Genomic DNA, 26,517 nt, shown 5'->3' with positions numbered 1-26,517 from the left:
AGCCGGGATTAGGGGCGGCGGGGGCGAAGGGTCAAGCCGCCGCGCAAGGGCAAAACAGAAACACTCCGTCACACTAATGCAACATAAGCGTCATAGAGGATGCGACGCCCCGGGGTAGGGGTGTGCAGGCGGCGGGAACCGCCTCAGCCAGGGGATATCAGTCATGACAGAACGTAACGCGCTGGCGCTTGCCGCCGCGCTGGCCGCCGTGGCGCTGGTCCCCGGTCAGGCGATGGCCCGCACGCAGATCCGTGCGGTCGGGTCGTCCACCGTCTATCCGTTCGCGACGGCGGTGGCGGAGCGGTTCGCCCGCGGCAATCCGGGCGCCGGCGCGCCGATCATCGAATCGACCGGCACGGGCGCGGGCATGAAGCTGTTCTGTGCCGGCATCGGCGAGCGCTTCCCCGACATCGAGAACGCCTCGCGCCGGATCAAGCCATCCGAGCTGAAGCTTTGCGCCGCCAACGGTGTGACCGCCATCACTGAGGTGCAGGTGGGGCTGGACGGGATCGCGCTGGCCACCTCGAAGCGCTCGCCACTGGCCGGCGTCACCACCCGCGACATCTACATGGCGCTCGCCAAGACGCCGTTTGGCAAGCCGAACAAGAGCAAGACGTGGAAAGACGTGAACGCGAAACTGCCGGCGCTGCCGATCCGCGTTTACGGCCCGCCGCCCACCAGCGGCACGCGCGATGCCTTCGGCGAGCTGTTGATGACGCCCGCCTGCGAGACGAACGCCGGTATCGCCGCACTGAAATCGAGCGACGAGGCGAAGTTCAAGGCGATCTGCACCGCCGTGCGCGAGGACGGCGGCTACATCGAGGCGGGCGAGAACGACAACCTGATCGTGCAGAAGCTGGAGGCGAACCCCGGCACGCTCGGCCTGTTCGGCTACAGCTATCTGGAGGCCAATCAGGATCAGCTGAAGGGCGTGACGATCGACGGCGTGGCGCCGAGCTATCAGACGATCGCGAGCTTCCGCTATCCGGGCGCGCGGCCGCTGTACCTGTACGTCAAGGATGCGCACGTCGGCGCGATCCCGGCGATCCGCGGCTACCTGGCGGAGTTCACCCGCGAGACGACGTGGGGGCCGCAGGGCTATCTCGTCCGCCGCGGGCTGATCGCCTCGCCGGATGCGGTGCGCAACCGTAGCGCCGCCGCCGCCCGTGCGCTAACGCCGCTCGTCGCCGCCTCGATCAAGTAAGGGTTCCGATGAAACGCTCCCCCCTGCCGGCGCTGCTCGCCGGTTCGGCCGGCCTGTGGGCCGTCGCCACGCCGACGATGGCCCAGGAGGCGCCGGTACGGGCCGTGCAGCTCGCGCAGACCCAGATCCAGCGCAAGCCGGTCCGCTCGCCGGATACCACCGCCACCTCCAGCGCCACCACGGCCGAAGAGGGCAGCCAGGCCAGCCATGCCTTCGAGGCGCCTGGCCTGCCCGCCCCGACCGAGGCGCAATCGCAGGCCGCCTTCCTGCAGGCCCAGATCGAGGCGTTGCAGGCGCAGATCGACGCGATGAAGAAGCAGCTGACGCAGGCGACCCCCACCTTCAAGGGTGCGCCGCAATGGGCCAACGATGACGGCTTCAGCTTCAAGCCGCGCGGTTTCGCGCAGTTCGATGCCGGCTATCTCTCCACCCCCGGCAAGACGATGAACGGCACGGTCGGCGGGCTGAACTACAACAACCTCGGCTGGAACGCGCGATCGCGGCGGCTGGTGCTGGGCGCGGAGGGCACCTTGCCCGGCGGCTTCGGCTACAAGGTGGAGTTCAACTACACCCAAGCCACGATCGACTATGAGGACGTGGTCATCACCTGGCACCATCCGGGCGATCCGTTGCAGGTGACGGTGGGCAACTTCTTCCCGCTCTCCGGCCTCGACGCGCAGACCAGCTCGCGGCTGGGGTCGTTCCTCGAACGCTCGATCGCCACCGATACTTTCGCGTTCAACCGGCGGCTCGGTGTCGCGGTCGGCCTCGCACCGGACAACGGCCTGTACAGCCTGACGGCGGGCCTGTTCAGCCAGGAGATCAACAACACCAACTTCCAGCGGACCGGCTGGCAGGCGAGCGTTCGCGGGGTCTATTCACCCAGGATCGGCGCGGCGCAGATGCATTTCGCCACCAGCTTCCAGCACCGGGAGGCGCCGCGAGACGCGCAGAACGTGCAGTATCGCGCGCGGCCGTTCACCCAGCTTACCGACCAGCGCTTCATCGATACCGGGCTGATCGCCGCCGATGGCGACGACATTCTCGGGCTGGAATTCGCCGCGATCATGAAGCGGGTGCACGTGACCGGCGAGGCGCACAAGGTATGGGTGCGCGGCTACCGTGCGGGCCGCACCTTCGGCCCGAACAACGGCGTGGCGAATGCGGCCTTCTACGCCAGCGATCCCAGTTTCCTCAGCCTCTATGGCGAGGCTGGCTACTATCTGACCGGCGAGACGCGCGGCTACAAGGCCGGCAAATGGGAGCGTACCAAGGTGCTGCACCCCGTAACGGACGGCGGCATCGGCGCGATCCAGCTGAACGGCCGGGTGGAATATACCGACCTGACCGACGGCACCGGCGACGGCGCGACGCTGGCGGCGCCCAATTACATCAACGGCGGGCGGCAGACGGGCTATCAGGCCAGCGTGATCTGGAACCCGATCGACTACATCCGCTTCCTCGCGCAATATTCGCGCATCCATTACGATGGCGGCCCGCGTGCCTCGACGATCGACCCGACCGGGCCGGCGCTGCTGCTGGACAGGGCGTTCGACGTCGACCAGTTCGGCGTGCGCGCGCAGGTGGAGTTCTAGGCGCCGCGAGGGTCGATCCTCCCCTGGGGGGCGATCGCTCCCCGGGGACGTGACGGTGTGGAACGTGCCGCGTCAGTCGTCGCGGCGCAGGATCGTCAGTTTGGCCTTGCCGTGGGTGCGCTCGGTATCCACCGTCCAGCCGCCCGCGGAGGTCGTTTCGCCGCGGCCCGTCTCGATGCTGGCCCATGCGCCGGGGGCCGCCCAGCCCAGCCGGGTCAGTCGCTCCAGCAGCGCGCCGCCGCCGCCGCTGCCATAGGGCGGGTCGATCAGCAGCAGGTCGTTCGCCAGCTTCACCGGGCCGAGCGCCGCGACGGACTGCGCGCGCACCTCGGCCCCCGTCGCCCCCACCTTGGCGATGTTGGCGCGCAGCGCGTCGAGCGCCTTGCCGTCCTGCTCCACGAAGGTGCAGGCCGCAGCTCCGCGCGACAGTGCCTCCAGCCCCAGCGCGCCGGTGCCGGCGAACAGGTCGATCACACGCAGCCCCTCGAAGTCGCCCAGCCGGCTCGCCAGCATCGAGAACAGCGCCTCGCGCGTGCGGTCGGCGGTAGGGCGGGTGTCGTCACCCGAAGGCGCGATCAGCGCGCGGCCGCGCCACTTTCCGGCGATGATCCGCATGGCTCAGGCCAAGGTCTTGCGGAACTGGACGAGATCGTGCTGGCGCACCTCGTCCACCTCACCTGGCGGCAGGTCGTCCAGCCCGAACGGGCCGTAGGCGGTGCGGATCAGGCGGCTCACCTGCAACCCCAGATGTTCGAGCACGCGGCGGACCTCGCGGTTCTTGCCTTCGCGCAGGGACATCTCGACCCAGCCGTTGCGGCCGGTTCGGCGTTCCAGATTGGCATCGATCGCACCGTACCGCACGCCCTCGATCTCGATCCCGTCGATCAGATCCTCGAGCTGCGCCTGACTGACCTCGCCGAACACGCGGGCGCGGTAGGTGCGCTGGACGCCGGTGGCGGGCAGTTCCAGCGCGCGCTTGAACTCGCCGTCGGTGGTCAGCAACAGCAGCCCCTCGGTATTCAGATCGAGCCGGCCGACGGGCATCACGCGCGGCAGGCCGGCGGGCAGGCGGTCGTAGATCGTCAGGCGGCCGGCGGGATCGCGCTCGGCCGTCAGCAGGCCGGAAGGCTTGTGATAGCGGAACAGGCGGGTGGGGGCGGCGGCCTGCACTGCGCGGCCGTCCACCGTCACCTCGTGCAGCGATTTCAGGATCGTGGCGGGGGTGGAGATGGCGACCCCGGCGATGGCGACGCGGCCCTCCTCGATCATCCGTTCGATCTCCCGCCGGCTGGCGACGCCGGCGCGGGCGAGCAGCTTGGCGATACGCTGGCCATCGCCGCTCTCACGCGGCGGGCGCGGGGCCGCTGGGATGCGCTCGTGCCGGGCCGCCCCGCGCCGGGATGCCTCGGGGCGGGGCGGGCGCGTGGCGTTGCGATCGGCGCGGGTGGCGAAGGCGGGGCGCTCGCCGCGCACCGGCTGGTCGAGCGTTCGCTCGGGGCGGGCCGGCTGGGCCTTGGCGAACGGGCGCGCACTGTAGATCGGGCGATCGGCGGACGCGGTGCGGCCGAGGCTATCGGCGCGCGTCGGGCGGGCGCCCGGGCTTACGGTGCGGCCGGCTTGCGGCGAGGGCGCGCGGTCGCGCGGGGCGGCGCGGGAGCGTTCGCCTTCGGCGCGGTCGTTGCGGAAAGGGGCGGCGCGATCGCGGAATGGCGCGTCGGCGCGAACGGGGCGCGAGGCCGGGACACCAGTGCGGCCCGCCTGTGATCCGGGTGCGCGATCTCTCGAAGTCGCGCGGGGGCGCTCGTCGCCCGTCCGGTCGTTGCGGAAGGGGGCGGCACGATCGCGGAACGGCGCGTCGGTGGTGCGGGTCGGTCGGGCTGTGGATGCCTCCGCGCCGGCGACACGACCGCGCACCGGCCGATCGCTGGCCGATGCGGCGGCGCGCGGGGTGCGCGTATCCGGCTTGCCACGCGACGGCTGTCCGAACGCCGTAGTCTCCCGCCCGCGTCGGCGATCTACCTTCGGCTCCGGCGCAACCGGGGCGGGGCGTGGCGGGCGGACGGCGGCGTGCTGTTCGGCCCGGCGGGCATCGCGCGCGGCGGCGGACGGGCTTTTGGGCTTCTGCGGGGAGGCCGCGCCGCGACGGGGCGGCTTCGGGCTGTTCGGATCACGGGGAGGGCGGGCCATGCCGCTCCCCTAGTCGCAATCGCGGTTGCAGACCACCCGGTGCGTGAAACGGGCTGCCATCGCCCGCGCCGGGCGTGCCCGGCCGATGGCCCGTCCGCCCGCGTTCGTTACTGTCGTTCGGCCGGGTCGATCTCCAGCCCCCGCTTGCCGCCGTGGGCTGTGCCGCTCGGCGCGTGCGGCGGCTCGATCTCTGCCGGTTCCATCACCTCCAGCGCGCCTTCCCAGCGCGCCACCACCACGCTCGCCACCGCATTGCCCACCACGTTGGTGGCCGATCGCCCCATGTCGAGGAAGTGATCGACCGCGAGGATCAACAGCAGCCCCGCCTCGGGAATCTTGAAGAACGACAAGGTGGAGGCGATCACGACGAGACTGGCACGCGGCACGCCGGCCACCCCCTTCGAGGTGACCATCAGGAGCAGCAGCATCGTGACCTGCTGCCCGATCGTGAGCGGGATGCCGTAGGCCTGCGCGATGAACATCGTGGCGAAGGTGCAGTACATCATCGTACCGTCGAGGTTGAACGAATAGCCCAGCGGCAGCACGAAGCTGGCGATGCGGCGCGGCACGCCGAACCGGTCCAGCGCCTCCAGCGTGCGCGGGAAGGCGGCTTCGGACGAGGCGGTGGAGAAGGCCAGCAGCAGCGGCTCGCGGATGTAGCGCGCCAGCAAAGTCGCTCGCTTGCCCACGATCAGGAACGCCGCCAGCATCATCAGCGACCACAGGCAGATCAGCCCCACGTAGAAGCCGCCCATGAAATAACCGAACGTCACGAGGATGCCCGCCCCTTCCTTGGCGATGGCCGAGGTGACGGCGGCGAACACCGCCAGCGGGGCGAAGCGCATCACATAGTCGGTGATCTGGAGCATCACCGCCACCAGTGCTTCGACCCCGCGCACGATCGGCGCGGCCTTCTCGCCGATCGCGGTGATGGCGACGCCGGTGAATACCGAGAAGACAACGATCTGGAGGATCTCGTTGGTCGCCATCGCCTCGAAGATCGATTTGGGCACCAGATGCGTGACGAAGTCCTTCAGCGTGAACGCGGTCTTGGCCACGCCGGCATCGGCGGTGACGGGCGGCAGCGGCAGGGCAAGGCCGGTGCCCGGCTGGAACAGGTTGACGAGGATCAGCCCCAGCGTGAGCGAGACGAGGCTGGCGCAGATGAACCACGCGATTGTGCGGAACCCGATCCGCCCCAGCGCCGAGGTATCCCCCATGTGCGCGATGCCCGCCACCAGCGTGCCGAACACCAAAGGCGCGATGATCATCTTGATGAGCCGCAGGAACAGGTCCGTCACGATCGAGAGATAGCCGGCGGCCGCCTCGATCGCGGTGGCATCGGGCAGCACGCGGTTGAGGATCAGGCCCGTGGCGATTCCGCCGATCATGGCGATGAGGATGTACAGGGTCAGGCGCTTGGCCAAGGGGGCCTCCGGCGGGGGAAAGGAGGCCCTTGGTCCGCGTAAAGCGACGCGGGGTCAAGCGGATGCCCGATACTTGCGGAACTGGAACGATTCTGGCGGCTTCTAGGGATGTCGGGCACGTGGATGGGGCAAGTGGTGATGTTGTTCGGCAGGAAGACGCCGCGGTTGAAGCGGATCCTCGTGGTGGAGGACGAGCCGCTCGTCGCGTTCGACAACGAACATCTGCTGGGCGACGCGGGCTACACCGTCGTGGCGACGGTCGATCGCGTGACGGATGCCGTCCGCGTGATCGAGACGGACGGGCTGGATCTGGTACTGTCCGACGTGCGCCTGTCCGGCGACGGCGACGGACTGGACGTGGCGCGCGCGGCACAGGCGCGCGGCGTCCCGCTGCTGTTCGTGACGGGCACCTGCCCCATGGACGCGGCGGCGATCTCGGTGGGGTGTCTCGCCAAGCCTTACAGCCCGCGCGATCTGCTCGCCGCGATCGAGGCGGTGGAGGCAAAGGTGGTGGGTGACCGGATCAGGCGCCGGCCGCCGGGGCTGCAACTGTTCGACTGACCGCGCGGCTGTCCACCGCCATGCGCGGCCCGGGCCTTTCCTCCCGGCCCCGCCTCGCTATGGTCGGCGCATGAGCACTCTCTCGCGGCCCGATGGCCCCCTTCCCGGTGACCGCGCTACAGGTCGCGCGCGTCTGCCCGACGGTATCCGCCCCTATCTCGAACCCGCGCCGCTGGCCGCGCTGTTCCTCGGCATGTCGTCCGGTTTCCCGTTCGCGATGGTCGGGGCCACGCTGGCGAGCCGGCTGGCGGAGGACGGCATCGACAAGAAGAGCGTCACCGCCTTCGCTCTGGTGTTCCTCGCCTATAACCTCAAGTTCCTGTGGGCGTGGGCGATCGAAGGTATCCGCCTGCCGCTGCTCCGTCGCCTGGGCCAGCGGGTCTCGTGGATGCTGGTGGCGGGTGTGCTGGTGATTGCGGCGGTGGTGAACCTCGGGCTGGTCGATCCCGCCGCCGATCTTGGGGCGACGGTGGTCGCGGCGCTGCTGCTCGGGTTCGCCGGCGCCACCTTCGATATCGTGATCGACGCCTACCGCATCGAGTTGCTGGAGCCGCGCCAGCTTGGCGTGGGTGCCGGCATGTCGCAATATGGCTGGCGGATCGGGGCGAGCGCGGCCGGCGGGCTGGCGCTGGTGCTGGCGCAGAATTACGGCTGGGCGGTCGCATACATCGCCTGCGCCGCCTTCGCCCTGCCGGCGATGGTGGCCGCGCTGGTGATGGGCGAGCCGACCCGCCATCGTGAGATCGCCCGCCGGCCGGGGCTGGGTGCGCTGGGACAGGCGATCGTCGGGCCGTTCCTGGAGTTCTTCCGCCGGCAGGGCGCGTGGCTGGTGCTGCTGTTCGTGCTGGTCCACAAGATCGGCGACACGCTCGCCAACCTCACCTTCCGCCTGCTGTTCAACGATCTGGGCTACAGCAAGACGGAGATCGCGATCTACGACGTGGGCGTCGGTTTCTGGGCGCTGCTGGCGGGCGTGTTCGTTGGCGGGGTGCTGTTCGCGCGGCTGGGGCTGAAGCGGTCGGTGCTGCTCAGCCTCGTGCTGATGGGCGTCTCGAACCTTGCGTTTGCCGGGCTGGCGGCGGCGGGCCACTCCAATCTGGCGATGGCCGGCGCGATCGGGTTCGAGAATTTCGCCAGCGGCATCGGCGGCGTCACCGTGGTGGCCTATTTCTCGGCGTTGACCGACCTGCGCTTCACCGCTGCCCAATATGCGCTGATCTCGGCCGCCGCCAGCATCGCCGGCCGGCTGATGACCGGCACCACCGCCGGCGCGATGATCGAGGCGTTCGGCTACGTGCCGTTCTACCTGCTCACCACCGTGCTGGCGCTGCCGGGCATCGTGCTGTTCTGGCTGATGATGCGCGCCGGACTGATCGATCGCTCGATCGGCGACGCCGGCACGGTGGGCGAGGGGGATGCCCGCGCGGCCTAATCGCCGAAGCGGGCGGTCAGCGGCTTGCCGCAGTCCTCGAACGCCAGCGCGAGCGCCTGCGCGCTGCTCAATGCGCCGAGGCAATCGCGCACGCCGAGCATGGCGGACAGGCGATCATGCGAGTCGCGCGGGCGATCGTTCGAGTCGGCGATGATCGCCAGCAGGTTCGCCTCCGCACCGGTAAGGCGGGGACAGCAGCATGGCGCCACCATCACCTTCGTGCGCGACACCCGCGATACCTCCGCCATCAGCGCGCGCAGCAGCACCAGCGGGCGGCGGAAGCTGCGGCCGAAGGTGATGAAGAAGGCGTGGGTCGCATGAGCATCGTTCAGCCCGCAGGCCGCCACGCGCCGGATCGCGAAGAGCAGGAGTTGCCGGTTGGGGCAGGTCGGCGCGGCCTCTGGAAGGATTTCGGCGATGTCGTGGTCTTGCTGGGGCATGCAGGCTCTCCCGGTCTGGAAGGCCAGAACATCATGTCCGCTACTGCAAGTCAATCGCAAATAGGTGGACTGCCTCAGTCGGGTGGCGTGCCGTTCGCGTCCAGCACGGTGCCCGCCAGATACAGCGAACCGGCGATCAGGATGGTCGGGGGGTCGGCGGCGGTGCTGGTGATGGCCGTCAGCGCGGCCAGTGGATCGGTCGCCGGATTGGCCGTCAGCCCGTGGGCACGCGCGATGATCGCCAGCGCCTCGGGCAAGTGGTGTGCGTGGCCCGGCACCGGCACGCCATGTACCTGCGCGTTGCTGCCGCGGAACGGCGCGAGGAAACCGCTGGCATCCTTGTTCTCCAGCATCCCCAGGATGATGTGGAACGGCCGGCCCATCGGCAGCGCATTGCGGAAATGATCCGCGACCGCACGGGCGGCGGCCGGATTGTGGCCGCCGTCGATCCACAATTCCGCGCCGATCGGCAGCATGTCGAACAGTCGGCCCGATTCGACTCGCTGGAGCCGGGCGGGCCAGTGCGCCCATCCCATCGCGGCGCGCATCGCGGCGGGGGGCACCGCCAGCACGTCCTGGTGCCGCAGCATCGCCACGGCGAGCGCGGCGTTGGTGGCCTGATGCGCGCCGGGCAGGCGCGGCAGCGGCAGGTCGATCTTGCCGTTGCCGTCGCGGTAATGCAGCCGGCCGCGATAGGCGACCATATCCCAGTCGCCGCCCTTGGGGTGCCAGCGCGCGCCCGCCGCCGCCGCCGCGGCCCCCACCGTATCGGCCACCGCCTGCGGGTAATGCAGCGTCACCAGCGGCACGCCCGCCTTGGCGATGCCGGCCTTCTCGGCGGCGATCTGCTCGATCCGCTCGCCGAGGAACGACTGATGATCGAGGCCCAGCTGGGCGATGCCGCACACCAGCGGCCGCCCGATCACGTTGGTCGCATCCAGCCGCCCGCCCAGACCCACCTCGACGATGCAGGCATCGGCGGGCGTGCGCGCGAAGGCGAGGATGGCGGCGGCGGTCGTCACCTCGAAGAAGCTCGGGCCGATATCGCCGGCCACGTCGAGTACCTCGGCCAGCAGCGCCGCCAGCAGCGCGTCCTCGATCAGCCGCCCCGCCAGCCGTATCCGCTCGTTGAAGCGGACGAGGTGCGGGCTGGTGAAGACGTGGGTGGAAAGCCCCGCCGCCTCGATCGCGGCGCGCAGGAAGGCGCAGGTCGATCCCTTGCCGTTGGTGCCGGCCACATGCAGCACCGGCGGCATCGACCGTTCCGGGTTGCCCAGCCGGTCGAGGAGCGCCGCGACGCGTTCCAGCCCCAGCGTATCGCGGCCGGGCGAGAGCGTGGCGAGGCGGTCCAGCTGGGCCTGGACGGCGGGATCGGTGGAATGGGCGTGATCGGCCACGGCGTCAGGCCGCCGCCTGCTCCACGCAGAGATAGTCGATCAGCGAGGCCAGCGTCTCGCGCAGCTTGTGGCGATGGACCACCATGTCGAGCATCCCGTGATCGAGCAGATATTCGGCGCGCTGGAAGCCTTCGGGCAGTTTCTCGCGGATCGTCTGCTCGATCACGCGCTGGCCGGCGAACCCGATCAGCGCGCCCGGCTCGGCCAGCTGGATATCGCCCAGCATCGCGTAGCTGGCGGTGACGCCGCCGGTCGTCGGATCGGTCATCACCACGATATAGGGCAGGCGGGCCTCGCGCAGCATCGCGATGGCCACCGTCGTCTTGGGCATCTGCATCAGCGAGAGGATGCCCTCCTGCATCCGCGCGCCGCCGGCGGCGGTGAAGATGATGTAGGGGCAGCGTTCGGCGATCGCCGCCTCGGCCCCCGCCACGAAGGCGGCACCCACGCCCAGCCCCATCGATCCGCCCATGAAGGCGAAGTCCTGCACGCCGACCACCGCCCGCTTGCCCTCGATCACGCCGCGCGCGTTGATGAGCGCATCCTGCTCGCCGGTCGCCTGCCGGGCCGCCTTCAGCCGGTCGACATACCGCTTCTGGTCGCGGAACTTCAGCGGATCCTCACGCACCGCCGGCATCGGCAGCGGGGTGTAGATGCCACCGTCGAACAGCGCATCGAACCGCGCATCCGGCCCGATGCGACCGTGGTGGTCGCACTTCGGGCAGACGGACTGGTTCTCCTCATATTCCTTCACGAACAGCATCTGCCCGCAGCCGGCGCATTTGTGCCAGAGGTTGTCGGGCGTCTCGTCCCGCCGGGCGATGAACGGGATGGTGTTGCGGACGCGATCGAGCCAGCTCATGCCGCCTGCTCCTGCCGGGCGCCGCGTACGGCGGCGCTGAGGGGGGCGACGATCGCCCGGACCGCCTCGGCGGGATCATGCCCGGCCGCGACCGCGGCGGCGACGACCTCGACGATGGCCGAGCCGACCACCACGCCATCGGCGACGCGCGCGATCTTGGCCGCCTGATCCGGCGTGCGGACGCCGAAGCCGACGGCGACGGGCAGGCTGGTGCCGGCCTTGAGATGCGCCACCGCCTGCTCGATGCTGCCTTGGGCTGCCTGCTGAACGCCGGTAATGCCGGCGACCGAGACATAATAGAGGAAGCCCGAGCAGCCGTCGAGCACCGCCGGCAACCGTGCCGCATCGGTGGTGGGGGTGGCGAGGCGGACCAGATCGACACCGACCGCCCGTAGGGCCGGGCCGAGCGCGGCATCCTCCTCGGGCGGGATATCGACGCAGATCACGCCGTCCACGCCGGCCTCGGCGCAAGCCTCCGCGAACCACTGCGGGCCGCGCCGCACCATGGGGTTGGCATAGCCCATCAGCACCACCGGCACGTCGGCATGGCGGGTGCGGAAATCGCGCACGATCTCAAACAGGCTGGTCGTCGTCGTTCCCGCATTGAGCGAGCGGATGTCGGCCAGCTGGATCGCCGGCCCGTCCGCCATCGGATCGGTGAAGGGCATCCCCAGCTCGATCACGTCGGCCCCGCCGGCCACCAGCGCGTCGAGGATGGCGGGCGTCGCGGCGGGCGAGGGATCGCCGCCGGTGACGAAGGTGACGAGCGCGGCCCGGCCTTCCGCCGCGCAACGGGCGAAGGTGGTTTCGAGGCGGCTCATATCGCCACCCCCAGTGCCTCGGCGACGGTGAAGATATCCTTGTCGCCGCGCCCGCACAGATTGGCCACGATGATCTCGTCGGCCTTCATCTCCCGCGCCTTGCGCGCCACGGCGGCGAGGGCGTGGGAGGGTTCCAGCGCGGGAATGATACCCTCGGTGCGGCACAGCAGCTGGAATGCGTCGAGTGCCTCGCGGTCGGTCGCGCTCTCATACTGGACACGGCCGATCTCGTGCAGCCAGCTATGTTCGGGGCCGATACCGGGATAGTCCAGCCCGGCCGAGATCGAGTGCGCCTCGGCGATCTGGCCGTCCTCGTCCTGCAGCAGGAAGGTGCGGTTGCCGTGGAGCACGCCCGGCTCGCCGCCGGCGAGGCTGGCGGCGTGCTTGTCCGTCGACAGGCCGTGGCCCGCCGCCTCGATGCCGAGCATCTTCACGTCGGCATCGTCGAGGAAAGGGTGGAACAGGCCGATCGCGTTCGATCCGCCGCCGATCGCGGCGACCAGCAGATCGGGCAGGCGCCCCTCGGCCTCCATAATCTGCGCCTTGGCCTCGCGCCCGATCACCGACTGGAAATCGCGTACCAGTTCCGGATAGGGGTGCGGGCCGGCGGCGGTGCCGATGATGTAGAAGGTGTCGTGGACGTTGGCGACCCAGTCGCGCAGCGCCTCGTTCATCGCATCCTTGAGCGTCTTCGAGCCGCTCTCCACCGCGCGCACTTCGGCACCCAGCAGCTTCATGCGGAACACGTTGGGCGACTGCCGCTCCACGTCGCGCGCGCCCATGTAGATCACGCAGGGCAGGCCGAAGCGGGCGGCGACGGTGGCGGTGGCGACGCCGTGCTGGCCCGCGCCCGTCTCCGCGATGATCCGCGTCTTTCCCATCCGCACGGCCAGCAGGATCTGGCCGATGCAGTTGTTGATCTTGTGCGCGCCGGTGTGGTTCAGTTCGTCGCGCTTCAGGTAGATCTTCGCGCCGTGGCCGGCCTCCGCGCTGGCGCGGATCGTCTCGGTCAGCCGCTCGGCATAATAGAGCGGGCTGGGGCGGCCGACATAATGCTTCATCAGCCAGTCCAGCTCCGCCTCGAAGGCGGGATCGGCCTGCGCGCGGCGATACTCCTTCTCCAGCTCCAGGATGAGCGGCATCAGCGTCTCGGCCACATAGCGGCCGCCGAACTGGCCGAAATGGCCCTGCGCATCGGGCTGCGCGCGGAATGTGTTGGCGATGGTCATAGCTGCGCGATCGATTGGAGGAAGCCGGCGATCTTGTCCACATCCTTGACGCCCGGCGCGCTTTCCACGCCGGAGGAAACGTCGAGCAGGCGCGCGCCGGAAATGCCCACCGCCTCGGCGGCGTTGGCGGCGTCCAGCCCGCCGGAGAGTGCCCACGGCAGCGGATGCGCGAAGCCTTCCAGCAGACGCCAGTCGAAGCGCAGGCCCATGCCGCCGGGCAGATCGGCCGCCGCCGGGGTCTTGGCGTCGTACAGGATTCGGTCGACCGCGCCGGCATAGGCGCTGGCGGCGGCGAGATCGACGCGGCGCTTCACCGGCACCGCTTTCCACACCTCCACGCCATATCGTGCGCGGATGGCGGCGGCGCGCTCGGGTGTCTCCTCGCCATGCAGTTGCACGACGCCCAGTTGCCCGGCGGCGATCGCGCTGGCGAGGAACCCCTCTTCGGGATCGACGAAGACGCCGACCCGCGCCACGCCGTCGGGCACCTGCACGGCAAGCGCTGCGGCCTGATCGGGCGCGACGTTGCGCGGGCTCCTGGCGAAGAACACGAAGCCGACGTGGCTCGCGCCGTGACGGACCGCGGCGGCGAGCGTCGGTCCGGTGGAAAGGCCGCAGATTTTGGCGCGTACTGGCACGACGGTATCCTGTGCTGCCTCCTCCTCAGGACGAGCGAGGTGGTGACCAGACTGAGCTGATCCAGTCCTAAAGCGTCGCCTCGATCGCGCGGGCGGCGGTGTCGGAGTCTTCGGCGGCGGTGATCGGGCGGCCGATGACGAGGATCGACGCGCCGGCATCGAGCGCGGCGCGCGGCGTCATCACCCGTTTCTGGTCGCCGATGTCGCCGCCCGCCGGGCGCACACCGGGCACCACGAAGAAGCCGCCCGGCCACGCCTTGCGCGCCGCCGCCACCTCGTTGCCCGAGCAGACGATGCCGTCGATCCCGGCATCGCGCGCCAGCCCGGCCAGCCGCACCACCTGTGCATGCGGATCGTCGGCCAAGCCGATCGAGGCGAGATCGGTGCCGTCGAGGCTGGTCAGCACGGTGACGGCCACCACCTTCGTGCCGGCGGGGGCCGCCGCCTTGGCGTCCTCCATCATCGCGCGTCCGCCGGAAGCGTGGATGGTGAGGATCGCGGGCTTCAGCGGGCTGAGCGACTGCACCGCCTTGGCGACGGTGTTCGGGATGTCGTGCAGCTTTAGATCGAGGAAGATGGGCAGGCCGTAGGCCGCCATCTCCCGAACCCCGGCGTGGCCGTTGGCGCAGAAGAACTCCAGCCCCAGCTTCAGCCCGCCGACATGGTTCTTCACGCGCGCGGCGATGGCCTTCGCCCGCTCCAGATCGGGCGTGTCGAGGGCGACGTAGATCGGTCTGGTCATAGGGACGCCGGTGGTGAGGGGAGGGGAGCATAGGCGGCGGGCGCCTGCGGGGCGGGGGGTGTCGGGTCTTCCGGTGCTGCGTTCGCAATGATGGCGGCGGTGTGCAGCGCCACCGCTCGCTCGGCCGTTTCCAGCCGCCGGCGCAGCCGCCATCGCGTCGCGCGGTGCAGGATGAAGGTGGGCACGAGGCCGATCAGGAAGGCGATCGCCAGCATCACCGGCAGCTTCACGTCCGCGTCGATCCCGCCCCACAGGTGGATCGTCACCGTCGTCCAGTTGCGGATCGAGAAGATGACCGCGACGACGGCCACCATCACCGAAAACAGGGTTCGCAGGAATTGCATCGAGGTCCTCTTCGCCGGCCAATCTAGGCGGCTGCGGCGCGGAAGGCCAGAGCGACGGAGCGAGGCGCCCGCGCGGCGGGCCGGGTGCGGTGGCTGACGCCCGTCGTTCAGCCGATCTCGCGGTCCAGCGTATCGAACAGGCCGGGGATCGCTTGGAGCCGGCCGCGCTCCTCGTCCAGGATCGCGCGGAACGCCTCGGTCTTCATCGCGGCGACGGTGCCGGGGGGCAGCGTGACGCCCTCGGGCAGCGCGGAGACGACGATCTCGACCAGCCGGTCCGCCCCGTGCAGGCGGCCCCAGAGATAGTCGTTCTCGCGATAGGCGCGGCTGAAAAAGGCACCGAAATTGCTGAACTGGATGCCTTTCAGCGTGGCGGCCGCACCCCCCTCGCGGATGGCGGTGGCATCGTCGGGCGAGATGCGATCCACCTTCACCGCCTCGAACTCCTGCTCGCCCTCGGCATCCAGCAACGCCAGCGTGGCGATGTCGTAGAACGGGAAGCCCAGATAGGTGAGCAACGTCGCCCGTCGCGCGCCCTTGGGCAGCCCGGCCAGCGATGCGGCGACGAGCGCGTCGGCCCGCTCGTCCACCGCCTTCAGCCCGCGTGCCTCGGCCAGCAGGTCCAGCACTGTGCCCGGTTCGTCGATCACGCGCGGCGCCGCCTCGGCCAGATCGGGCGAGAAAAAATCGAGGCGCTGGCGATCGAGATAGAGCGCGAGGCTGGCGTAGAGCGCGTCGCGTACCGCCGCGATCGCCGCCACCGGGCACTCGCCCTGTTCCTCCAGCGTCGCCAGCGTCCGCACCACGCTGCGCAGCCGGCGGATGCGGAAGCCGATATCATGCGAGCGAAAGAACAGCACCGCCGCCGGGATGGCGCCGCCGGCCGAGAGCGCGCCCGGCGCGGTGAGGCCCGTCGCATGGACGTGACGCCAGATCGCGGCGCGCACCGCCTCCACCCCGGGCCGCCCGGTCAGACCGGCGATCAGCACGGCGGCATCGTCCACCACGCCGGACAGCTTGAGGTGGCCGTAGGAGGCATAGGCATAGCCCGCCGCCTTCGCCGCCGCATCCTGCGCCTTGATCCGCCAGCCGGCGAGGCGTGCGGGCGTCGGCCGGTCAAGGAAGAAGGTGTAGCCGAAGAGTCCCTCGATTGCTGTTTCCACCTCGGGCCGGATCGCCTCGATGATCTTGCGCATCCGCCGGATACGGCCCGATCGCGCCTCGATCGCCTCCAGATTGTCGCGGATGGGCTGCTCGCGCGGAATATCGGACAGCGCGCCGAACACGGTGGCGAGAAAGCCGGGCAACGCCGCGCCCTCGCCCGCCGGGGGCTTCTCCGCCGTGCCGGGGCGGGGATCGATATAGACGAAGCGGCGGTCGATCTCGCGCTTGGCCGGGCGGTTGCGCAACGCCTCGATCGCGGGGCGGAACGGGGCGTTCACCAGCACCGATCCGTCGATCAGCACCGCCCGGTCCGCCGCGCCGATCGCCGCGTGGCGCGGCAGCGCGCGGGCGAGGAAGGCGTGGCGGCCGGGCCACGGCTGCTCGCGCGCCGCCAGCACGGCGTCCAGTTCCCCCACCGAGAATGGCGGGAAGGCGCCGGGGAAGCTGGCGGTGGCGCGCGCGGCGAACACCAGATCGGGCACGGCGGCCAGCGTGCGCGGCGTGGCGCCATGATCGCCGAACGCCAGCGTCAGGCGATGCTCGGTCTCCACCGCCTCCTCCGGCGAGTTGAGCCGCAGCCGCTGCGGGTGGCCGTGGAAATCGGTGACGGTGACGAACAGGTCGAGCGGCTGGTCGCGCGGCAGCAGCGGCGGGCCGGCGGGGGCGGCAGCCATCAGGTCGAACGCGTCGAGCAGCAGGCGGGTGAAGCCGGGCCCGCTGAACGGCGGGGTGAACCAGCGCGCGCGCACGAACGAGGTGAGCTTGGCGCGGATCTCGGCGCGCGCATCGGCCTCCACCGTGCGCTCCACCGCGCCGCCGGGGCGGCCGGCGGCCCACCAGGCGATCGGCGTGGCCCACAGGCGCGACGCGCGCGAGAACGGGCGCGCCTGCGTATCGATCAGCACGTCCACATCGGCGGTATCGAGCCACAGCCGGGTGAGGGGGCTAAGCGACTGGCCGGTGGCGATGGCATGGCCGAGGAACACCCCGTTGATCCCGCCCGCGCTCGCCCCCGCGACGATATCGACGAGCACGCGCAGGCGGACGCCCGTCTCCCGCTCGATCGTGCCGAGCAGGCGGTGGTACAGGCCTTCGCTGCCTTCGCCGGGCGCCTCCCCGCCGTGGAACGCGCGGCTGGCGCGGGCCAGCTTCCAGATTTCCAGCGTGATGCCATGCATGTAGACGGCAAGGCTGATGCCGCCGTAGCAGATCAACGCCAGCCGCAGTTCCTTCTCCCGCATGGCGCGATCGTGGCATGGCGCGGCCAAGGAGGAAAGGGTGGGAGGGAAGGGCGTGCCGCCGCCCCGGTATTCAGGGGCGGCGGGGCGCGCCCCGGCCGGCCAGCCGCAGCACCGCATAGCCCGCCACCGCCGACAGCAGCGATCCGGCCAGCACGCCGATCCGCACCTCGTCCACCCGTGTCGCATCGGCGAAGGCGAGGCCGCCGATGAACAGGCTCATCGTGAAGCCCACGCCGCAGAGCAGCGCGGTGCCATAGACCTGCGCCCATGAGGCGCCGCGGGGGCGCTTGGCCAGCCCGAGCCGCGTCGCCCCCCACACCGCGCCCAGCACGCCCGCCTGCTTGCCGAGGAACAGCCCCGCCGCCACGCCCAGCGGCACCGGGGCCAGCAGCGACCCGACACCGACCCCGGCCAGCGACACGCCGGCATTGGCGAAGCCGAACAGCGGCAGGATCAGGAAGGCCACCCACGGGGCAAGCGCATGTTCGAGCCGGTGAAGGGGTGATTCGCCGCCGTCCGCACCCGGCGCACGGCGCAGCGGGATCGCCAGCGCGGCCAGCACCCCGGCGATCGTGGCATGGATGCCCGACAGCCACACTGCGCCCCACAGCGCCGCCGCAAGCGTCAGGTAGGGCCACAGCCGCACCACGCCCGCCCGGTTCAGCGCGATCATCGCCGCCAGCAGCCCGCCGGCGAGCAGCAGCGCCGGCCCGTCGATGCCGGGCGTATAGACGAGCGCGATCACCGCCACCGCGCCCATGTCGTCGACGATCGCCACCGTCGTCAGGAACAGCTTGAGCGAAGCGGGCACCCGCTTGCCGAGCAGCGCCATCACCCCCAGCGCAAAGGCGATGTCGGTGGCGGACGGGATCGCCCAGCCGCGCGCCAGCCCCGGTGCTCCCGCCGCGATCGCCAGATAGACGGCGGCCGGCACCGCCATGCCGCTGACGGCGGCGATGAACGGCAGCACCCGGTCCGCCGGGGTCGAGAGATGCCCTTCGACCAGCTCGCGCTTGATCTCCAGCCCGACGAGCAGGAAGAACAGCGCCATCAGCGCATCGTCGATCCAGTGCTGCACCGAGAGCGGGCCGATATGGTGTTGCAGCGTGGCGAAATAGGCGTCGCCCAGCGGACTGTTCGCGACGATCATCGCCGCCGCCGCCGCGACCATCAGCACGATCCCGCCCGCCGCCTCGCTGCGCAGGAAGGCGGCGATCGGGGAGCGGGTCAGCATGGGGCGTTCCATGGCGGGGGGCTTACCATTGCGGGCGGCCGGCACCGTGACGGCGTAGCGGTCCGTCCGCCCGTCTCAACGCGGATCCAGCCCGAGCACGCGCTGCCCGTCGATCCGCAGCCGCCCGCCGCACAGCGCGTTCAGCGCCGCCGGGTACAGACGGTGTTCCTCGACGAGGATGCGGGCGGACAGCGTGTCGGGGGTGTCGTCGTCCAGCACCGGCACCGCCGCCTGCGCCACGATCGGGCCGCAATCGAGATCGGGCGTGACGAAATGGACGGTGCACCCGGCCAGCCGGCATCCGGCGGCGATCGCGCGGGCGTGGGTGTCCAGCCCGGTGAAGCTGGGCAGCAGCGAGGGGTGGATATTCAGCATCCGCCCCTCCCACGCGGCGGTGAACGGATCGGACAGCAGCCGCATGTAGCCGGCCAGCGCGACATATTCGATGGCGTGGGTGCGCAGGATATCGAGCACCTTGGCGTCGAACGCCGCGCGTCCGCCGTGGCCGCGATGGTCGAGCGCGGCGGTGGCGATGCCGGCCGCTGCCGCCGTCTCCAGCCCGGCGGCGTCGGGCACGTTGGCGAACACCAGCGCCACCTCATAGGTGCAGCTGGGCGCGCGTGAGGCCTCGATCAGCGCCGCCATGTTCGATCCGCGCCCGGAGATCAGGATCGCGACGCGGGCCTTGACCGGGCTTTCAGCCATGATGCGTGGCGGACCAGGCGCCGCGGGCGCTCCACGTCTCGTCGCTGCCGGAAACGGTGCAGCCCTTCTCGCCCGCCTCGATCCGGCCGATCCGCAGTACCGTCTCGCCCGCCGCCTCCAGCCGGGCGGTGGCGGTGGCCACGTCGGCCTCGGCCACGATCACCGCCATGCCGACGCCGCAGTTGAACGTGCGGGCCATCTCCGCCGGCTCGATATTGCCCTGCGCCTGCAGGAACGCCATCAGCCGGGGCTGTTCCCACGCATCGGCATCGATCTGCGCGCAGATGCCGTCGCCCAGCACGCGCGGGATATTCTCCAGCAGGCCGCCGCCGGTGATGTGCGCCATCGCCTTCACCAGCCCGTCGCGCACCAGCGGCAGCAGCGGCTTCACGTAGATGCGGGTGGGGGCCAGCAGCGCGTCGATCAGCAGCACGTCGGCATCGAACAGCGCGGGGCGGTTCAGTTTCCACCCCTTGTCCGCCGCCAGCCGCCGCACCAGCGAATAACCGTTGGAGTGGACGCCCGAGGAAGCGAGGCCGAGGATCACGTCGCCCACGGCCACGCGACCGCCGGTCAGCACCTGATCGCGCTCCACCGCGCCCACGCAGAAGCCGGCGAGGTCGTAGTCGCCAGCGGCATACATGCCCGGCATCTCGGCCGTCTCGCCGCCGATCAGCGCGCAGCCGGCGATGCGGCATCCCTCGGCGATGCCGGCGATCACCGCCTCGGCGACGCCGGTATCGAGCTTGCCGGTGGCGAAATAGTCGAGGAAGAAAAGCGGCTCGGCGCCCTGCACGATCAGGTCGTTGACGCACATCGCCACCAGATCGATGCCCACGCCGTCGTGGCGGTCCGAATCGATCGCCAGCTTCAGCTTGGTGCCCACGCCGTCGTTCGCCGCCACCAGCAGCGGATCGGTGAAGCCGGCGGCCTTCAGGTCGAAGAACCCGCCGAACCCGCCGAGATCGGCATTGGCGCCCGGCCGCGCCGTGGCGCGGGCGAGGGGCGCGATCATCTTCACCAGCGCGTTGCCGGCGGCGATCGAGACGCCCGCCTTGGCATAGGTGTACGGTTCCGGCGTGGGGCCGGATGGAGGGGTGGTGTCGCTCATGCAGCCGCGCCTAGCCATATCGCGCTTGGTTTTCCACGCCCAACTCGTCAAAAGACCGGCCGTGACGTTTTCCCCCGCCCTGCGCCCGCTTGGCCGTACCCTGCTGATCGCCGCGCTGGCGGCGGCGGGTGGCGCCGTGTGGGCGCAGCTTGAGGGCGGCGAGCGCGGGATCGCGCCGATCAACAGTTCCTCCAGCTACGAGGTCATGGGCGTTCCCGTCGATGTCGTGGGCCGAACCGCCGATGCCGCGCGTACCGGCGGCTGGCGCGTGGCGCAGCGGCAGGGCTGGAAGATGCTGTGGGCGCGGGTGAACGGCCGCCCGGTCGGCGAGGCGCCGGGCCTGCCCGACGGCACGCTCGACTCGATCGTCGCGGGCATCGTGGTGGAGAGCGAGCAGATCGGCCCGCGCCGCTATGTCGCGCGGCTGGGCGTGCTGTTCGATCGCGCGCGCACCGGCCAGTTCCTCGGCGGCGGGGGGCAGGTGACGCGATCGGCGCCGATGCTGGTGATCCCCATCCTGTATTCGGGCGGCGCCGCCACCAGTTTCGAGCAGCGCAACGAATGGCAGCGGGCGTGGGCGCGCTTCCGCTCCGGCGGCAGCCCGGTGGATTACGTGCGGCCGGTGGGCAACGGCAGCGACCCGCTGCTGCTGAACGCGGCGCAGACGCGGCGGCCGGGGCGGGCGTGGTGGCGGCTGCTGCTCGATCAATATGGCGCGGCCGATATCGTCGTGCCCGAGGTTTACCTGTCACGCGCCTTTCCGGGCGGGCCGGTGACGGCGCGGTTCGTGGCCCGGCACGGGCCGGATGCCCAGGTGATCGAGACGTTCACCCTGCGCGCCGCCGATGCCGACTCGATGCCCGCCATGCTGGACGACGGCGTGCGCCGGATCGACGCTGCCTATGCGCAGGCGCTGCGCGAAGGGCGGCTCCAGCCGGATGCCTCGCTGGTGGTGGAGGAACCGGACGCCGCGCCGGTGAACGACACGATCGCGGCCGACGAGACGGTCGACATCTCGGCCGCCCCTGCCGCGGCCGGCATCAGCGGCATCACCTTGCAGGTGGATACCGCCGACGCGGCGGCGCTGGGGCAGGCCGAGGCGTCGCTGCGCGGCGTGCCGGGGGTGCGATCGGCGACCACCACCAGCCTCGCGCTCGGCGGCATCTCGCTGATCCGCGTGCAGTTCGAGGGTGATCCGGCCGCGCTGCGGCTGGCGCTGGCGGCGCGCGGCTGGCGGGTGGAGGACAGCGGCGGCGGGCTGCGGTTGCGCCGTGCCGCGCCGGATGCCGCGCCGCCCGCCGTGCCGCGCCCGTGAGCCGGCACCGATGAAGCGCCGTCGATGAGCCCGGTCCGGTGAGCCAGATGGCGCTGCCGCTGGCATGGCCTGCGCCGGAGGACGATCGCGACTTCATCGTCGGCCCCGCCACTGCCGATGCCGTGCGGCACCTGGCGGCGTGGCCGAACTGGCCGGTGGCGGCGACGCTGCTGACCGGCCCGCGCAAATCCGGCCGCAGCCTGCTCGCGCGGATCTTCGCGGCCAAGCACGATGCGATGCTGATCGACGATGCCGAGCAGGCCCCGGAGGAAACGATCTTCCACGCCTGGAACCGCGCGCAGGCGGAGCACCGCCCGCTGCTGATCGTGGCCGATGCGGCGCCGCCGCTGTGGCGCATCGAGCTGCCCGATCTGGCCTCCCGCCTCGCCGCCACGCCGCGCATCGCGATCGGCGACCCGGACGAGGCGCTGGCCGCCGCGCTGATCGAGAAGCTGCTCGGCGCGCGCGGGCTGGCCGCCGGGCGCGAGGTGACGGCCTATGTGCTGCCCCGGATCGAGCGCAGCCATGTGGCGCTGCACCGGCTGGTGGACGCGCTGGACGAGGTGGCGCTGGCGCGGCGACAGCGCATCACCGTGCCGCTGGCGCGCCGCGCATTGATGTCGCTTGGTGTCATCGACGATTCATCGAACGGTGGTTAAGGTTCGCGCATGGATGACCATGCCCTGACCCACGCCGAGATCGCCGATGCCGGCGCCGCCCGCGATCACACCCCGGCCGACCCGATCGCGCCGCGCCACCGCTACTTCAACCGCGAGCTTTCGTGGCTGGCGTTCAACCAGCGTGTGCTGGAAGAGGCGTGCAACGAGGCGCACCCCTTGCTGGAGCGGCTGCGGTTCCTCTCGATCTCGGGCAACAACCTCGACGAGTTCTTCATGGTCCGCGTGGCGGGGCTGAAGGGCCAGCAGTTGCAGGATGTGGACAATCGATCGGCCGACGGGCTGAACGCCACGCAGCAGCTGGTCGCCATCGCCGAGCAGACCGATGCGCTGATGGACGCGCAGCAGGACGTGTGGCGCGACCTGCGCGTCGAGCTGGCGGAGGCCGGCATCCGCGTGCTGGAACGGCCCGACTTCACCGAGGCCGACACCGCCTGGCTAGACGAGCATTTCCGCGGACAGATCTTTCCGGTGCTGACGCCGCAGGCGCTGGATCCGGCGCACCCGTTTCCGTTCATCCCGAACAAGGGCTTCAGCCTGGTGTTCGATTTGAAGCGCCTGTCGGACGGCGAGCCGATTCGCGAGCTGCTGATGGTGCCGGGCACGCTGCCGCCGTTCGTGCGGCTGCCGGGCAAGGAAGCGCGCTACGCCACGATCGAGACGGTGATCCGCCATTCCACCAACATCCTCTTCCCCGGCTATGCGGTGGAGGGGGACGGCGCGTTCCGCCTGATCCGCGACAGCGACATCGAGATCGAGGAGGAGGCCGAGGATCTCGTCCGCTACTTCCGTTCGGCGATCAAGCGGCGGCGCAAGGGCCGCGTGATCCGGCTGGAGATCGAGGCCGGCATGCCCGCCGGGCTGGAGACGATGCTGAAGGACGAGATGGGCGGATCGGATGCGATCATCACCGATACCGCCAGCGTGCTGGGCATCGCCGACCTTGAAATGCTGGTGGACGAGGACCGGCCGGACCTGAAGTTCCGCCCGTTCGCCCCCCGCTTTCCCGAGCGGATCCGCGAGCATGGCGGGGATTGCTTCGCCGCGATCCGGTCGAAAGACATCATCATCCACCACCCGTACGAGACGTTCGACGTGGTGCTGGCCTTCCTGAAGCAGGCGGCGGGCGACCCGGACGTGGTGGCGATCAAGCAGACGCTCTACCGCGCGGGCAAGCAGTCCGCCGTGGTGCGCGCGCTGGTGGACGCGGCCGAGGCCGGCAAGTCCGTGACGGCGATCGTCGAACTGAAGGCCCGCTTCGACGAAGAGCAGAACCTGATGTGGGCCGCCCAGCTGGAGCGGGCCGGCGTGCAGGTGGTGTATGGCTTCATCGACTGGAAAACCCACGCCAAGGTCTCGATGGTGGTGCGGCGGGAGAACGGCGCCTATCGTACCTACTGCCATTTCGGCACCGGCAACTATCACCCGGTGACGGCGAAGATCTACACCGACCTGAGCTTCTTCACCGCCGATCCACGCGCCGGGCGCGATGCGGCGCAGCTGTTCAACTACATCACCGGCTATGTCGAGCCGAGCAATCTGGAAATGCTCACCTTCTCGCCCCACGGTATGCGCGACAAGCTGGCACAGCTGATCGACTGCGAGATCGACCATGCCCGCGCCGGCAGGCCGGCCGCCATCTGGGCGAAGATGAACTCGCTGGTCGATCCCGCGATCATCGAAAAGCTGTACCGCGCGAGCGCCGCCGGCGTGGAGATCGACCTCGTGATCCGCGGCATCTGCTGCCTGCGGCCGGGCGTGCCGGGGCTGTCCGAGCATATCCGGGTGAAGTCGGTGATCGGCCGGTTTCTGGAGCACAGCCGCATCGTGTGCTTCGGCAACGGCGCCGGGCTGCCCAGCAAGGACGCGAAGATCTTCATCTCCTCGGCCGACTGGATGCCTCGCAATTTCGACCGGCGGGTGGAATATATGATGCCGATCGAGAACCCCACGGTGCACGCCCAGATCCTCGATCAGGTGATGGTGGCGAACCTGATCGACGACGAGCAGAGCTGGCGGCTGCTGCCGGACGGCACCTCGGAACGCATCGTCCACGGCCCGCGCTCGTTCAACCTGCACCGCTACTTCATGACCAACCCGTCGCTTTCGGGCCGCGGCGCGGCGATCCAGCGCAGCGATGCGGTGCCGAAACTTTCGTTGCGCCGGGGCAGCTGAAGTCTTCGCTCGCGCCGGCGGCGATCACCCTTTAAGCGCCTGAGGGGATGCCAGCACAACCGCTTCTCGCCGCCGTGGAAACCCCCGGACGCGTCGGAATCATCGACATCGGATCGAACTCGATCCGCCTCGTCGTGTTCGACGGGCCGGCGCGTATCCCGTCTATCCTGTTCAACGAAAAGGTGATGGCCGGCCTGGGCGCCGGGCTGGCGCGCGACGGCGCGCTGGATGCCGAATCGATCGAGCGCGGGCTGACGGCGCTCGCCCGCTTCGCCCGGCTGGCGGCGCAGATGGAGGTCACCTCGCTGCGCACGGTCGCCACGGCGGCGGTGCGCGAGGCGTCCAACGGCGCGCCCTTCCTCGCCCGCATCCGCGCGATGGGGCTGGCGGTCGAGCTGCTCTCCGGCGAGGAGGAGGCGATGATGGCCGGCTACGGCGTGCTCGCCGCCGTGCCGGGCGCCACCGGCATCGTCGGCGATCTCGGCGGCGGCAGCCTCGAACTGGCCCGCGTGGCCGACGGCGCGGTGCATGAGCGGGTTTCCTTCCCGCTCGGCGTGCTGCGGATCGCGAAGATCCGCGCCGAAGGGCCGCGCGCGCTCGACCGTGTTGTGGGCAAGGCGATCGCCGGGGCCGGGTGGGATGCACGCAGCGAGGGGTTGCCCTTCTATCTCGTCGGTGGGTCATGGCGCGCGCTGGCGCGGCTGGACATGCATCTGATGAGTGCGCCGCTGCCGATCATTCACCATCACGTGATGGCGGCGGACCGGCCGGCCTCGCTGGTGCGGGTGCTGGCGCAGATCGACCGCAAGCGGCTGCGCGAGGTTCAGGGCCTGTCCGGCTCGCGCATCGCCACGCTGCCGGAGGCGGCCGGGCTGCTCAGCGTGCTGGTGCGGCGGCTCGGCTCCAGCGAGATGATCGTCTCGGGCTACGGCCTGCGCGAGGGGCTTCTCCACCAGAGCCTGCCGCCCGCGATCCGCGCGCAGGACCCGCTGATCTGCGCCACCCGCGAGGAAGGGCGGCGGCAGGGGCGCTTCCCCGAGCATGGCGACCTGCTCTACCGCTGGACCTCGCCGCTGTTCGCCCGCGAGACGCCGGCCGAGGCGCGGCTGCGCCATGCCACCTGCCTGCTGGCGGACGTGGGCTGGCCCGCCCACCCCGAGTTCCGCGCCGAGCGCGGGCTGGAAACGGCGCTGCACGGCAACTGGGTGGGCGTCGATGCGCGCGGGCGCGGGATGATGGCGCGCGCCCTCTACACCAGCTTCGGCGGGGACCAGCCCGTCCCGATCATCGACCGGCTGACCACGCCTGCCGAACGCGCGCTGGCGGATCGCTGGGGGCTGGCGATGCGGCTGGGCCAGCGGCTGAGCGGCGGCGTAGCCGAGCCGCTGGTGACGAGCCGGCTGTCGCTCGATCCCGCAACACTGACCCTGCACCTGCGGACCGACGACGGCGCGCTCTACGGCGAGGCGGTGGAGCGCCGCCACAAGGCGCTGGCGACCGCGTTCGAGCGGAAGCCGGCGCTGGCCTGACCGGCACCGGCGCCGAATCGCACGAGGTGAATCCTGGATCGCTCATCCTGCGAGGCTGACCGGGGATCCACCACCATACCCCGAGAGACGTCGGAGAATGGGCCATGTGCGCGACGCTTGTGTCCCGACTTTGCCCGACACGAGGGCGGGATGCGGCTCGATCGATCCGGGCTCCGCCGAAAGCTGGGGCCGGTTATTTTCCGGTCATCCTCTCGGGATGAGCGGGCCGGTCCTATGTCATCGGCCTCTAGCCGCAGCGGATCGCCGTCACCGTGTCGGCTGCATCGACGGTCAGGTTGAGGCGGTCGACGCGATATTCCATCGTCACCATCGCACCCGGTCGCAGGGTGCGGGCGGTGGCGGCGCCGCTTGCCCGGCGGGCGCTCTCGACCAGCGCCGTGGACACGCGCTTGCCCACCAGCTTCTGAACGGGCGCGGCATCGCAGCGGCCGACAGGGGCGGGCGGGGCGACGTTGGGATCGGGCGG

24 protein-coding genes are annotated in these 26,517 nt (G+C 70.6%); 8 read left to right on the top strand and 16 right to left on the bottom strand.

Annotation, left to right across the window (positions count from 1 at the left end):
* Nucleotides 1-163: 163 nt before the first annotated feature.
* Both FOY91_RS13545 and FOY91_RS13540 read left to right on the top strand, forming a co-directional pair.
* Nucleotides 164-1,204 carry a substrate-binding domain-containing protein gene (locus tag FOY91_RS13545; protein WP_145152878.1) on the top strand — a complete coding sequence of 347 codons (1,041 nt, stop codon included), beginning with the start codon at nt 164-166 and terminating at the stop codon, nt 1,202-1,204.
* A gap of 8 nt (nt 1,205-1,212) precedes the next feature.
* The gene (locus FOY91_RS13540) at nt 1,213-2,799 is read left to right on the top strand and encodes a porin (RefSeq protein ID WP_145152875.1); all 1,587 of its coding nucleotides are present in this window, start codon (nt 1,213-1,215) and stop codon (nt 2,797-2,799) included.
* Nucleotides 2,800-2,871: 72 nt separating this feature from the next.
* Here FOY91_RS13540 and rsmD read toward each other — a convergent pair whose 3' ends face one another.
* From rsmD to FOY91_RS13525, 3 genes are all read right to left on the bottom strand, one after another.
* Complete coding sequence (rsmD, locus tag FOY91_RS13535; protein ID WP_145152872.1) at nt 2,872-3,414, bottom strand: 16S rRNA (guanine(966)-N(2))-methyltransferase RsmD; 543 nt, start codon at nt 3,412-3,414, stop codon at nt 2,872-2,874.
* 3 nt (nt 3,415-3,417) lie between these two features.
* Complete coding sequence (locus FOY91_RS22410; RefSeq protein WP_145152869.1) at nt 3,418-4,986, bottom strand: pseudouridine synthase; 1,569 nt, start codon at nt 4,984-4,986, stop codon at nt 3,418-3,420.
* Between the two features lie 107 nt (nt 4,987-5,093).
* Nucleotides 5,094-6,413 (bottom strand): dicarboxylate/amino acid:cation symporter, encoded by a 1,320-nt coding sequence (locus FOY91_RS13525; RefSeq protein WP_145152866.1) that lies wholly within the window; start codon nt 6,411-6,413, stop codon nt 5,094-5,096.
* A 138-nt stretch (nt 6,414-6,551) separates the two neighbouring features.
* Between FOY91_RS13525 and FOY91_RS13520 the strand changes: the two genes are divergently transcribed.
* Nucleotides 6,552-6,974, top strand: a complete 423-nt coding sequence (locus FOY91_RS13520; RefSeq protein ID WP_145152884.1) for a response regulator — start codon at nt 6,552-6,554, stop codon at nt 6,972-6,974.
* Nucleotides 6,975-7,044: 70 nt separating this feature from the next.
* A complete protein-coding gene (locus tag FOY91_RS13515) occupies nt 7,045-8,406 on the top strand; it encodes an AmpG family muropeptide MFS transporter (RefSeq protein ID WP_145152864.1) in 1,362 nt (453 codons plus the stop codon).
* Here FOY91_RS13515 and FOY91_RS13510 read toward each other — a convergent pair.
* The 12 genes from FOY91_RS13510 to purM all read right to left on the bottom strand — a co-directional run bounded on the left by FOY91_RS13510 (nt 8,403) and on the right by purM (nt 20,334).
* Nucleotides 8,403-8,846, bottom strand: a complete 444-nt coding sequence (locus tag FOY91_RS13510) for a DUF6628 family protein (protein ID WP_145152861.1) — start codon at nt 8,844-8,846, stop codon at nt 8,403-8,405. The genes FOY91_RS13515 and FOY91_RS13510 overlap by 4 nt on opposite strands.
* Before the next feature lie 74 nt (nt 8,847-8,920).
* On the bottom strand, nt 8,921-10,243 hold the full coding sequence (locus FOY91_RS13505) for a bifunctional folylpolyglutamate synthase/dihydrofolate synthase (protein ID WP_145152858.1): 1,323 nt from the start codon (nt 10,241-10,243) through the stop codon (nt 8,921-8,923).
* A 4-nt stretch (nt 10,244-10,247) separates the two neighbouring features.
* Entirely contained in the window at nt 10,248-11,105 is an 858-nt protein-coding gene (gene accD, locus FOY91_RS13500) for an acetyl-CoA carboxylase, carboxyltransferase subunit beta (protein WP_145152855.1), read from the bottom strand.
* Nucleotides 11,102-11,926, bottom strand: coding sequence for a tryptophan synthase subunit alpha (trpA, locus tag FOY91_RS13495; RefSeq protein WP_145152852.1), 825 nt, complete (start codon nt 11,924-11,926; stop codon nt 11,102-11,104). The genes accD and trpA overlap by 4 nt, the downstream gene beginning before the upstream one ends.
* Nucleotides 11,923-13,155: a tryptophan synthase subunit beta gene (gene trpB, locus FOY91_RS13490; protein ID WP_145152849.1), complete on the bottom strand. Its 1,233-nt coding sequence runs from the start codon at nt 13,153-13,155 to the stop codon at nt 11,923-11,925. The genes trpA and trpB overlap by 4 nt, the downstream gene beginning before the upstream one ends.
* A complete protein-coding gene (locus tag FOY91_RS13485) occupies nt 13,152-13,793 on the bottom strand; it encodes a phosphoribosylanthranilate isomerase (protein ID WP_145152846.1) in 642 nt (213 codons plus the stop codon). Before FOY91_RS13485 ends, trpB begins: the two co-directional genes overlap by 4 nt.
* A gap of 67 nt (nt 13,794-13,860) precedes the next feature.
* Complete coding sequence (gene pyrF, locus FOY91_RS13480) at nt 13,861-14,535, bottom strand: orotidine-5'-phosphate decarboxylase (RefSeq protein WP_145152844.1); 675 nt, start codon at nt 14,533-14,535, stop codon at nt 13,861-13,863.
* Entirely contained in the window at nt 14,532-14,879 is a 348-nt protein-coding gene (locus FOY91_RS13475; RefSeq protein ID WP_145152841.1) for a lipopolysaccharide assembly protein LapA domain-containing protein, read from the bottom strand. The genes pyrF and FOY91_RS13475 overlap by 4 nt, the downstream gene beginning before the upstream one ends.
* A 107-nt stretch (nt 14,880-14,986) precedes the next feature.
* Nucleotides 14,987-17,284 carry a patatin-like protein gene (locus FOY91_RS13470; protein WP_145152838.1) on the bottom strand — a complete coding sequence of 766 codons (2,298 nt, stop codon included), beginning with the start codon at nt 17,282-17,284 and terminating at the stop codon, nt 14,987-14,989.
* Nucleotides 17,285-17,354: 70 nt separating this feature from the next.
* On the bottom strand, nt 17,355-18,518 hold the full coding sequence (gene nhaA, locus FOY91_RS13465; RefSeq protein ID WP_145152835.1) for a Na+/H+ antiporter NhaA: 1,164 nt from the start codon (nt 18,516-18,518) through the stop codon (nt 17,355-17,357).
* Nucleotides 18,519-18,593: 75 nt separating this feature from the next.
* Nucleotides 18,594-19,223, bottom strand: coding sequence for a phosphoribosylglycinamide formyltransferase (purN, locus tag FOY91_RS13460; protein WP_145152832.1), 630 nt, complete (start codon nt 19,221-19,223; stop codon nt 18,594-18,596).
* Nucleotides 19,216-20,334: a phosphoribosylformylglycinamidine cyclo-ligase gene (gene purM, locus FOY91_RS13455; RefSeq protein ID WP_145152829.1), complete on the bottom strand. Its 1,119-nt coding sequence runs from the start codon at nt 20,332-20,334 to the stop codon at nt 19,216-19,218. Before purM ends, purN begins: the two co-directional genes overlap by 8 nt.
* Before the next feature lie 61 nt (nt 20,335-20,395).
* On the opposite strand from purM, the gene FOY91_RS13450 reads away from it, so the two are divergent.
* Genes FOY91_RS13450 through FOY91_RS13435 form a run of 4 tightly spaced genes read left to right on the top strand, consistent with a single transcriptional unit; the run spans nt 20,396 to nt 26,030 of the window.
* A complete protein-coding gene (locus FOY91_RS13450; RefSeq protein ID WP_145152826.1) occupies nt 20,396-21,649 on the top strand; it encodes a heavy-metal-associated domain-containing protein in 1,254 nt (417 codons plus the stop codon).
* A gap of 47 nt (nt 21,650-21,696) precedes the next feature.
* Complete coding sequence (locus tag FOY91_RS13445) at nt 21,697-22,308, top strand: HdaA/DnaA family protein (RefSeq protein WP_203234570.1); 612 nt, start codon at nt 21,697-21,699, stop codon at nt 22,306-22,308.
* 9 nt (nt 22,309-22,317) lie between these two features.
* Complete coding sequence (locus FOY91_RS13440) at nt 22,318-24,501, top strand: RNA degradosome polyphosphate kinase (RefSeq protein ID WP_145152820.1); 2,184 nt, start codon at nt 22,318-22,320, stop codon at nt 24,499-24,501.
* A 47-nt stretch (nt 24,502-24,548) separates the two neighbouring features.
* Nucleotides 24,549-26,030 carry a Ppx/GppA family phosphatase gene (locus FOY91_RS13435; protein WP_145152817.1) on the top strand — a complete coding sequence of 494 codons (1,482 nt, stop codon included), beginning with the start codon at nt 24,549-24,551 and terminating at the stop codon, nt 26,028-26,030.
* Nucleotides 26,031-26,277: 247 nt separating this feature from the next.
* On the opposite strand, the gene FOY91_RS13430 is transcribed toward FOY91_RS13435, so the two are convergent.
* On the bottom strand, nt 26,278-26,517 hold a 240-nt coding region (locus FOY91_RS13430), incomplete at its 5' end, for an I78 family peptidase inhibitor (RefSeq protein WP_203234569.1).

Source organism: Alterirhizorhabdus solaris (assembly GCF_007785815.1).
GTDB lineage: Bacteria > Pseudomonadota > Alphaproteobacteria > Sphingomonadales > Sphingomonadaceae > Alterirhizorhabdus > Alterirhizorhabdus solaris.
Note: the sequence above shows the minus strand (reverse complement) of the source record. Positions and strands in the feature narration are given on the sequence as shown.

Excerpts from the sequence above, each read along its gene's own strand:
- FOY91_RS13545 (WP_145152878.1), top strand. The coding sequence starts at position 164 with ATGACAGAACGTAACGCGCTGGCGCTTGCCGCCGCGCTGGCCGCCGTG.
- FOY91_RS13540 (WP_145152875.1), top strand. The coding sequence starts at position 1,213 with ATGAAACGCTCCCCCCTGCCGGCGCTGCTCGCCGGTTCGGCCGGCCTG.
- rsmD (WP_145152872.1), bottom strand. The coding sequence starts at position 3,414 with ATGCGGATCATCGCCGGAAAGTGGCGCGGCCGCGCGCTGATCGCGCCT.
- FOY91_RS22410 (WP_145152869.1), bottom strand. The coding sequence starts at position 4,986 with ATGGCCCGCCCTCCCCGTGATCCGAACAGCCCGAAGCCGCCCCGTCGC.
- FOY91_RS13520 (WP_145152884.1), top strand. The coding sequence starts at position 6,552 with ATGTTGTTCGGCAGGAAGACGCCGCGGTTGAAGCGGATCCTCGTGGTG.
- FOY91_RS13515 (WP_145152864.1), top strand. The coding sequence starts at position 7,045 with ATGAGCACTCTCTCGCGGCCCGATGGCCCCCTTCCCGGTGACCGCGCT.
- FOY91_RS13510 (WP_145152861.1), bottom strand. The coding sequence starts at position 8,846 with ATGCCCCAGCAAGACCACGACATCGCCGAAATCCTTCCAGAGGCCGCG.
- accD (WP_145152855.1), bottom strand. The coding sequence starts at position 11,105 with ATGAGCTGGCTCGATCGCGTCCGCAACACCATCCCGTTCATCGCCCGG.
- trpA (WP_145152852.1), bottom strand. The coding sequence starts at position 11,926 with ATGAGCCGCCTCGAAACCACCTTCGCCCGTTGCGCGGCGGAAGGCCGG.
- trpB (WP_145152849.1), bottom strand. The coding sequence starts at position 13,155 with ATGACCATCGCCAACACATTCCGCGCGCAGCCCGATGCGCAGGGCCAT.
- pyrF (WP_145152844.1), bottom strand. The coding sequence starts at position 14,535 with ATGACCAGACCGATCTACGTCGCCCTCGACACGCCCGATCTGGAGCGG.
- FOY91_RS13475 (WP_145152841.1), bottom strand. The coding sequence starts at position 14,879 with ATGCAATTCCTGCGAACCCTGTTTTCGGTGATGGTGGCCGTCGTCGCG.
- FOY91_RS13470 (WP_145152838.1), bottom strand. The coding sequence starts at position 17,284 with ATGCGGGAGAAGGAACTGCGGCTGGCGTTGATCTGCTACGGCGGCATC.
- nhaA (WP_145152835.1), bottom strand. The coding sequence starts at position 18,518 with ATGCTGACCCGCTCCCCGATCGCCGCCTTCCTGCGCAGCGAGGCGGCG.
- purN (WP_145152832.1), bottom strand. The coding sequence starts at position 19,223 with ATGGCTGAAAGCCCGGTCAAGGCCCGCGTCGCGATCCTGATCTCCGGG.
- purM (WP_145152829.1), bottom strand. The coding sequence starts at position 20,334 with ATGAGCGACACCACCCCTCCATCCGGCCCCACGCCGGAACCGTACACC.
- FOY91_RS13445 (WP_203234570.1), top strand. The coding sequence starts at position 21,697 with ATGGCGCTGCCGCTGGCATGGCCTGCGCCGGAGGACGATCGCGACTTC.
- FOY91_RS13440 (WP_145152820.1), top strand. The coding sequence starts at position 22,318 with ATGGATGACCATGCCCTGACCCACGCCGAGATCGCCGATGCCGGCGCC.
- FOY91_RS13435 (WP_145152817.1), top strand. The coding sequence starts at position 24,549 with ATGCCAGCACAACCGCTTCTCGCCGCCGTGGAAACCCCCGGACGCGTC.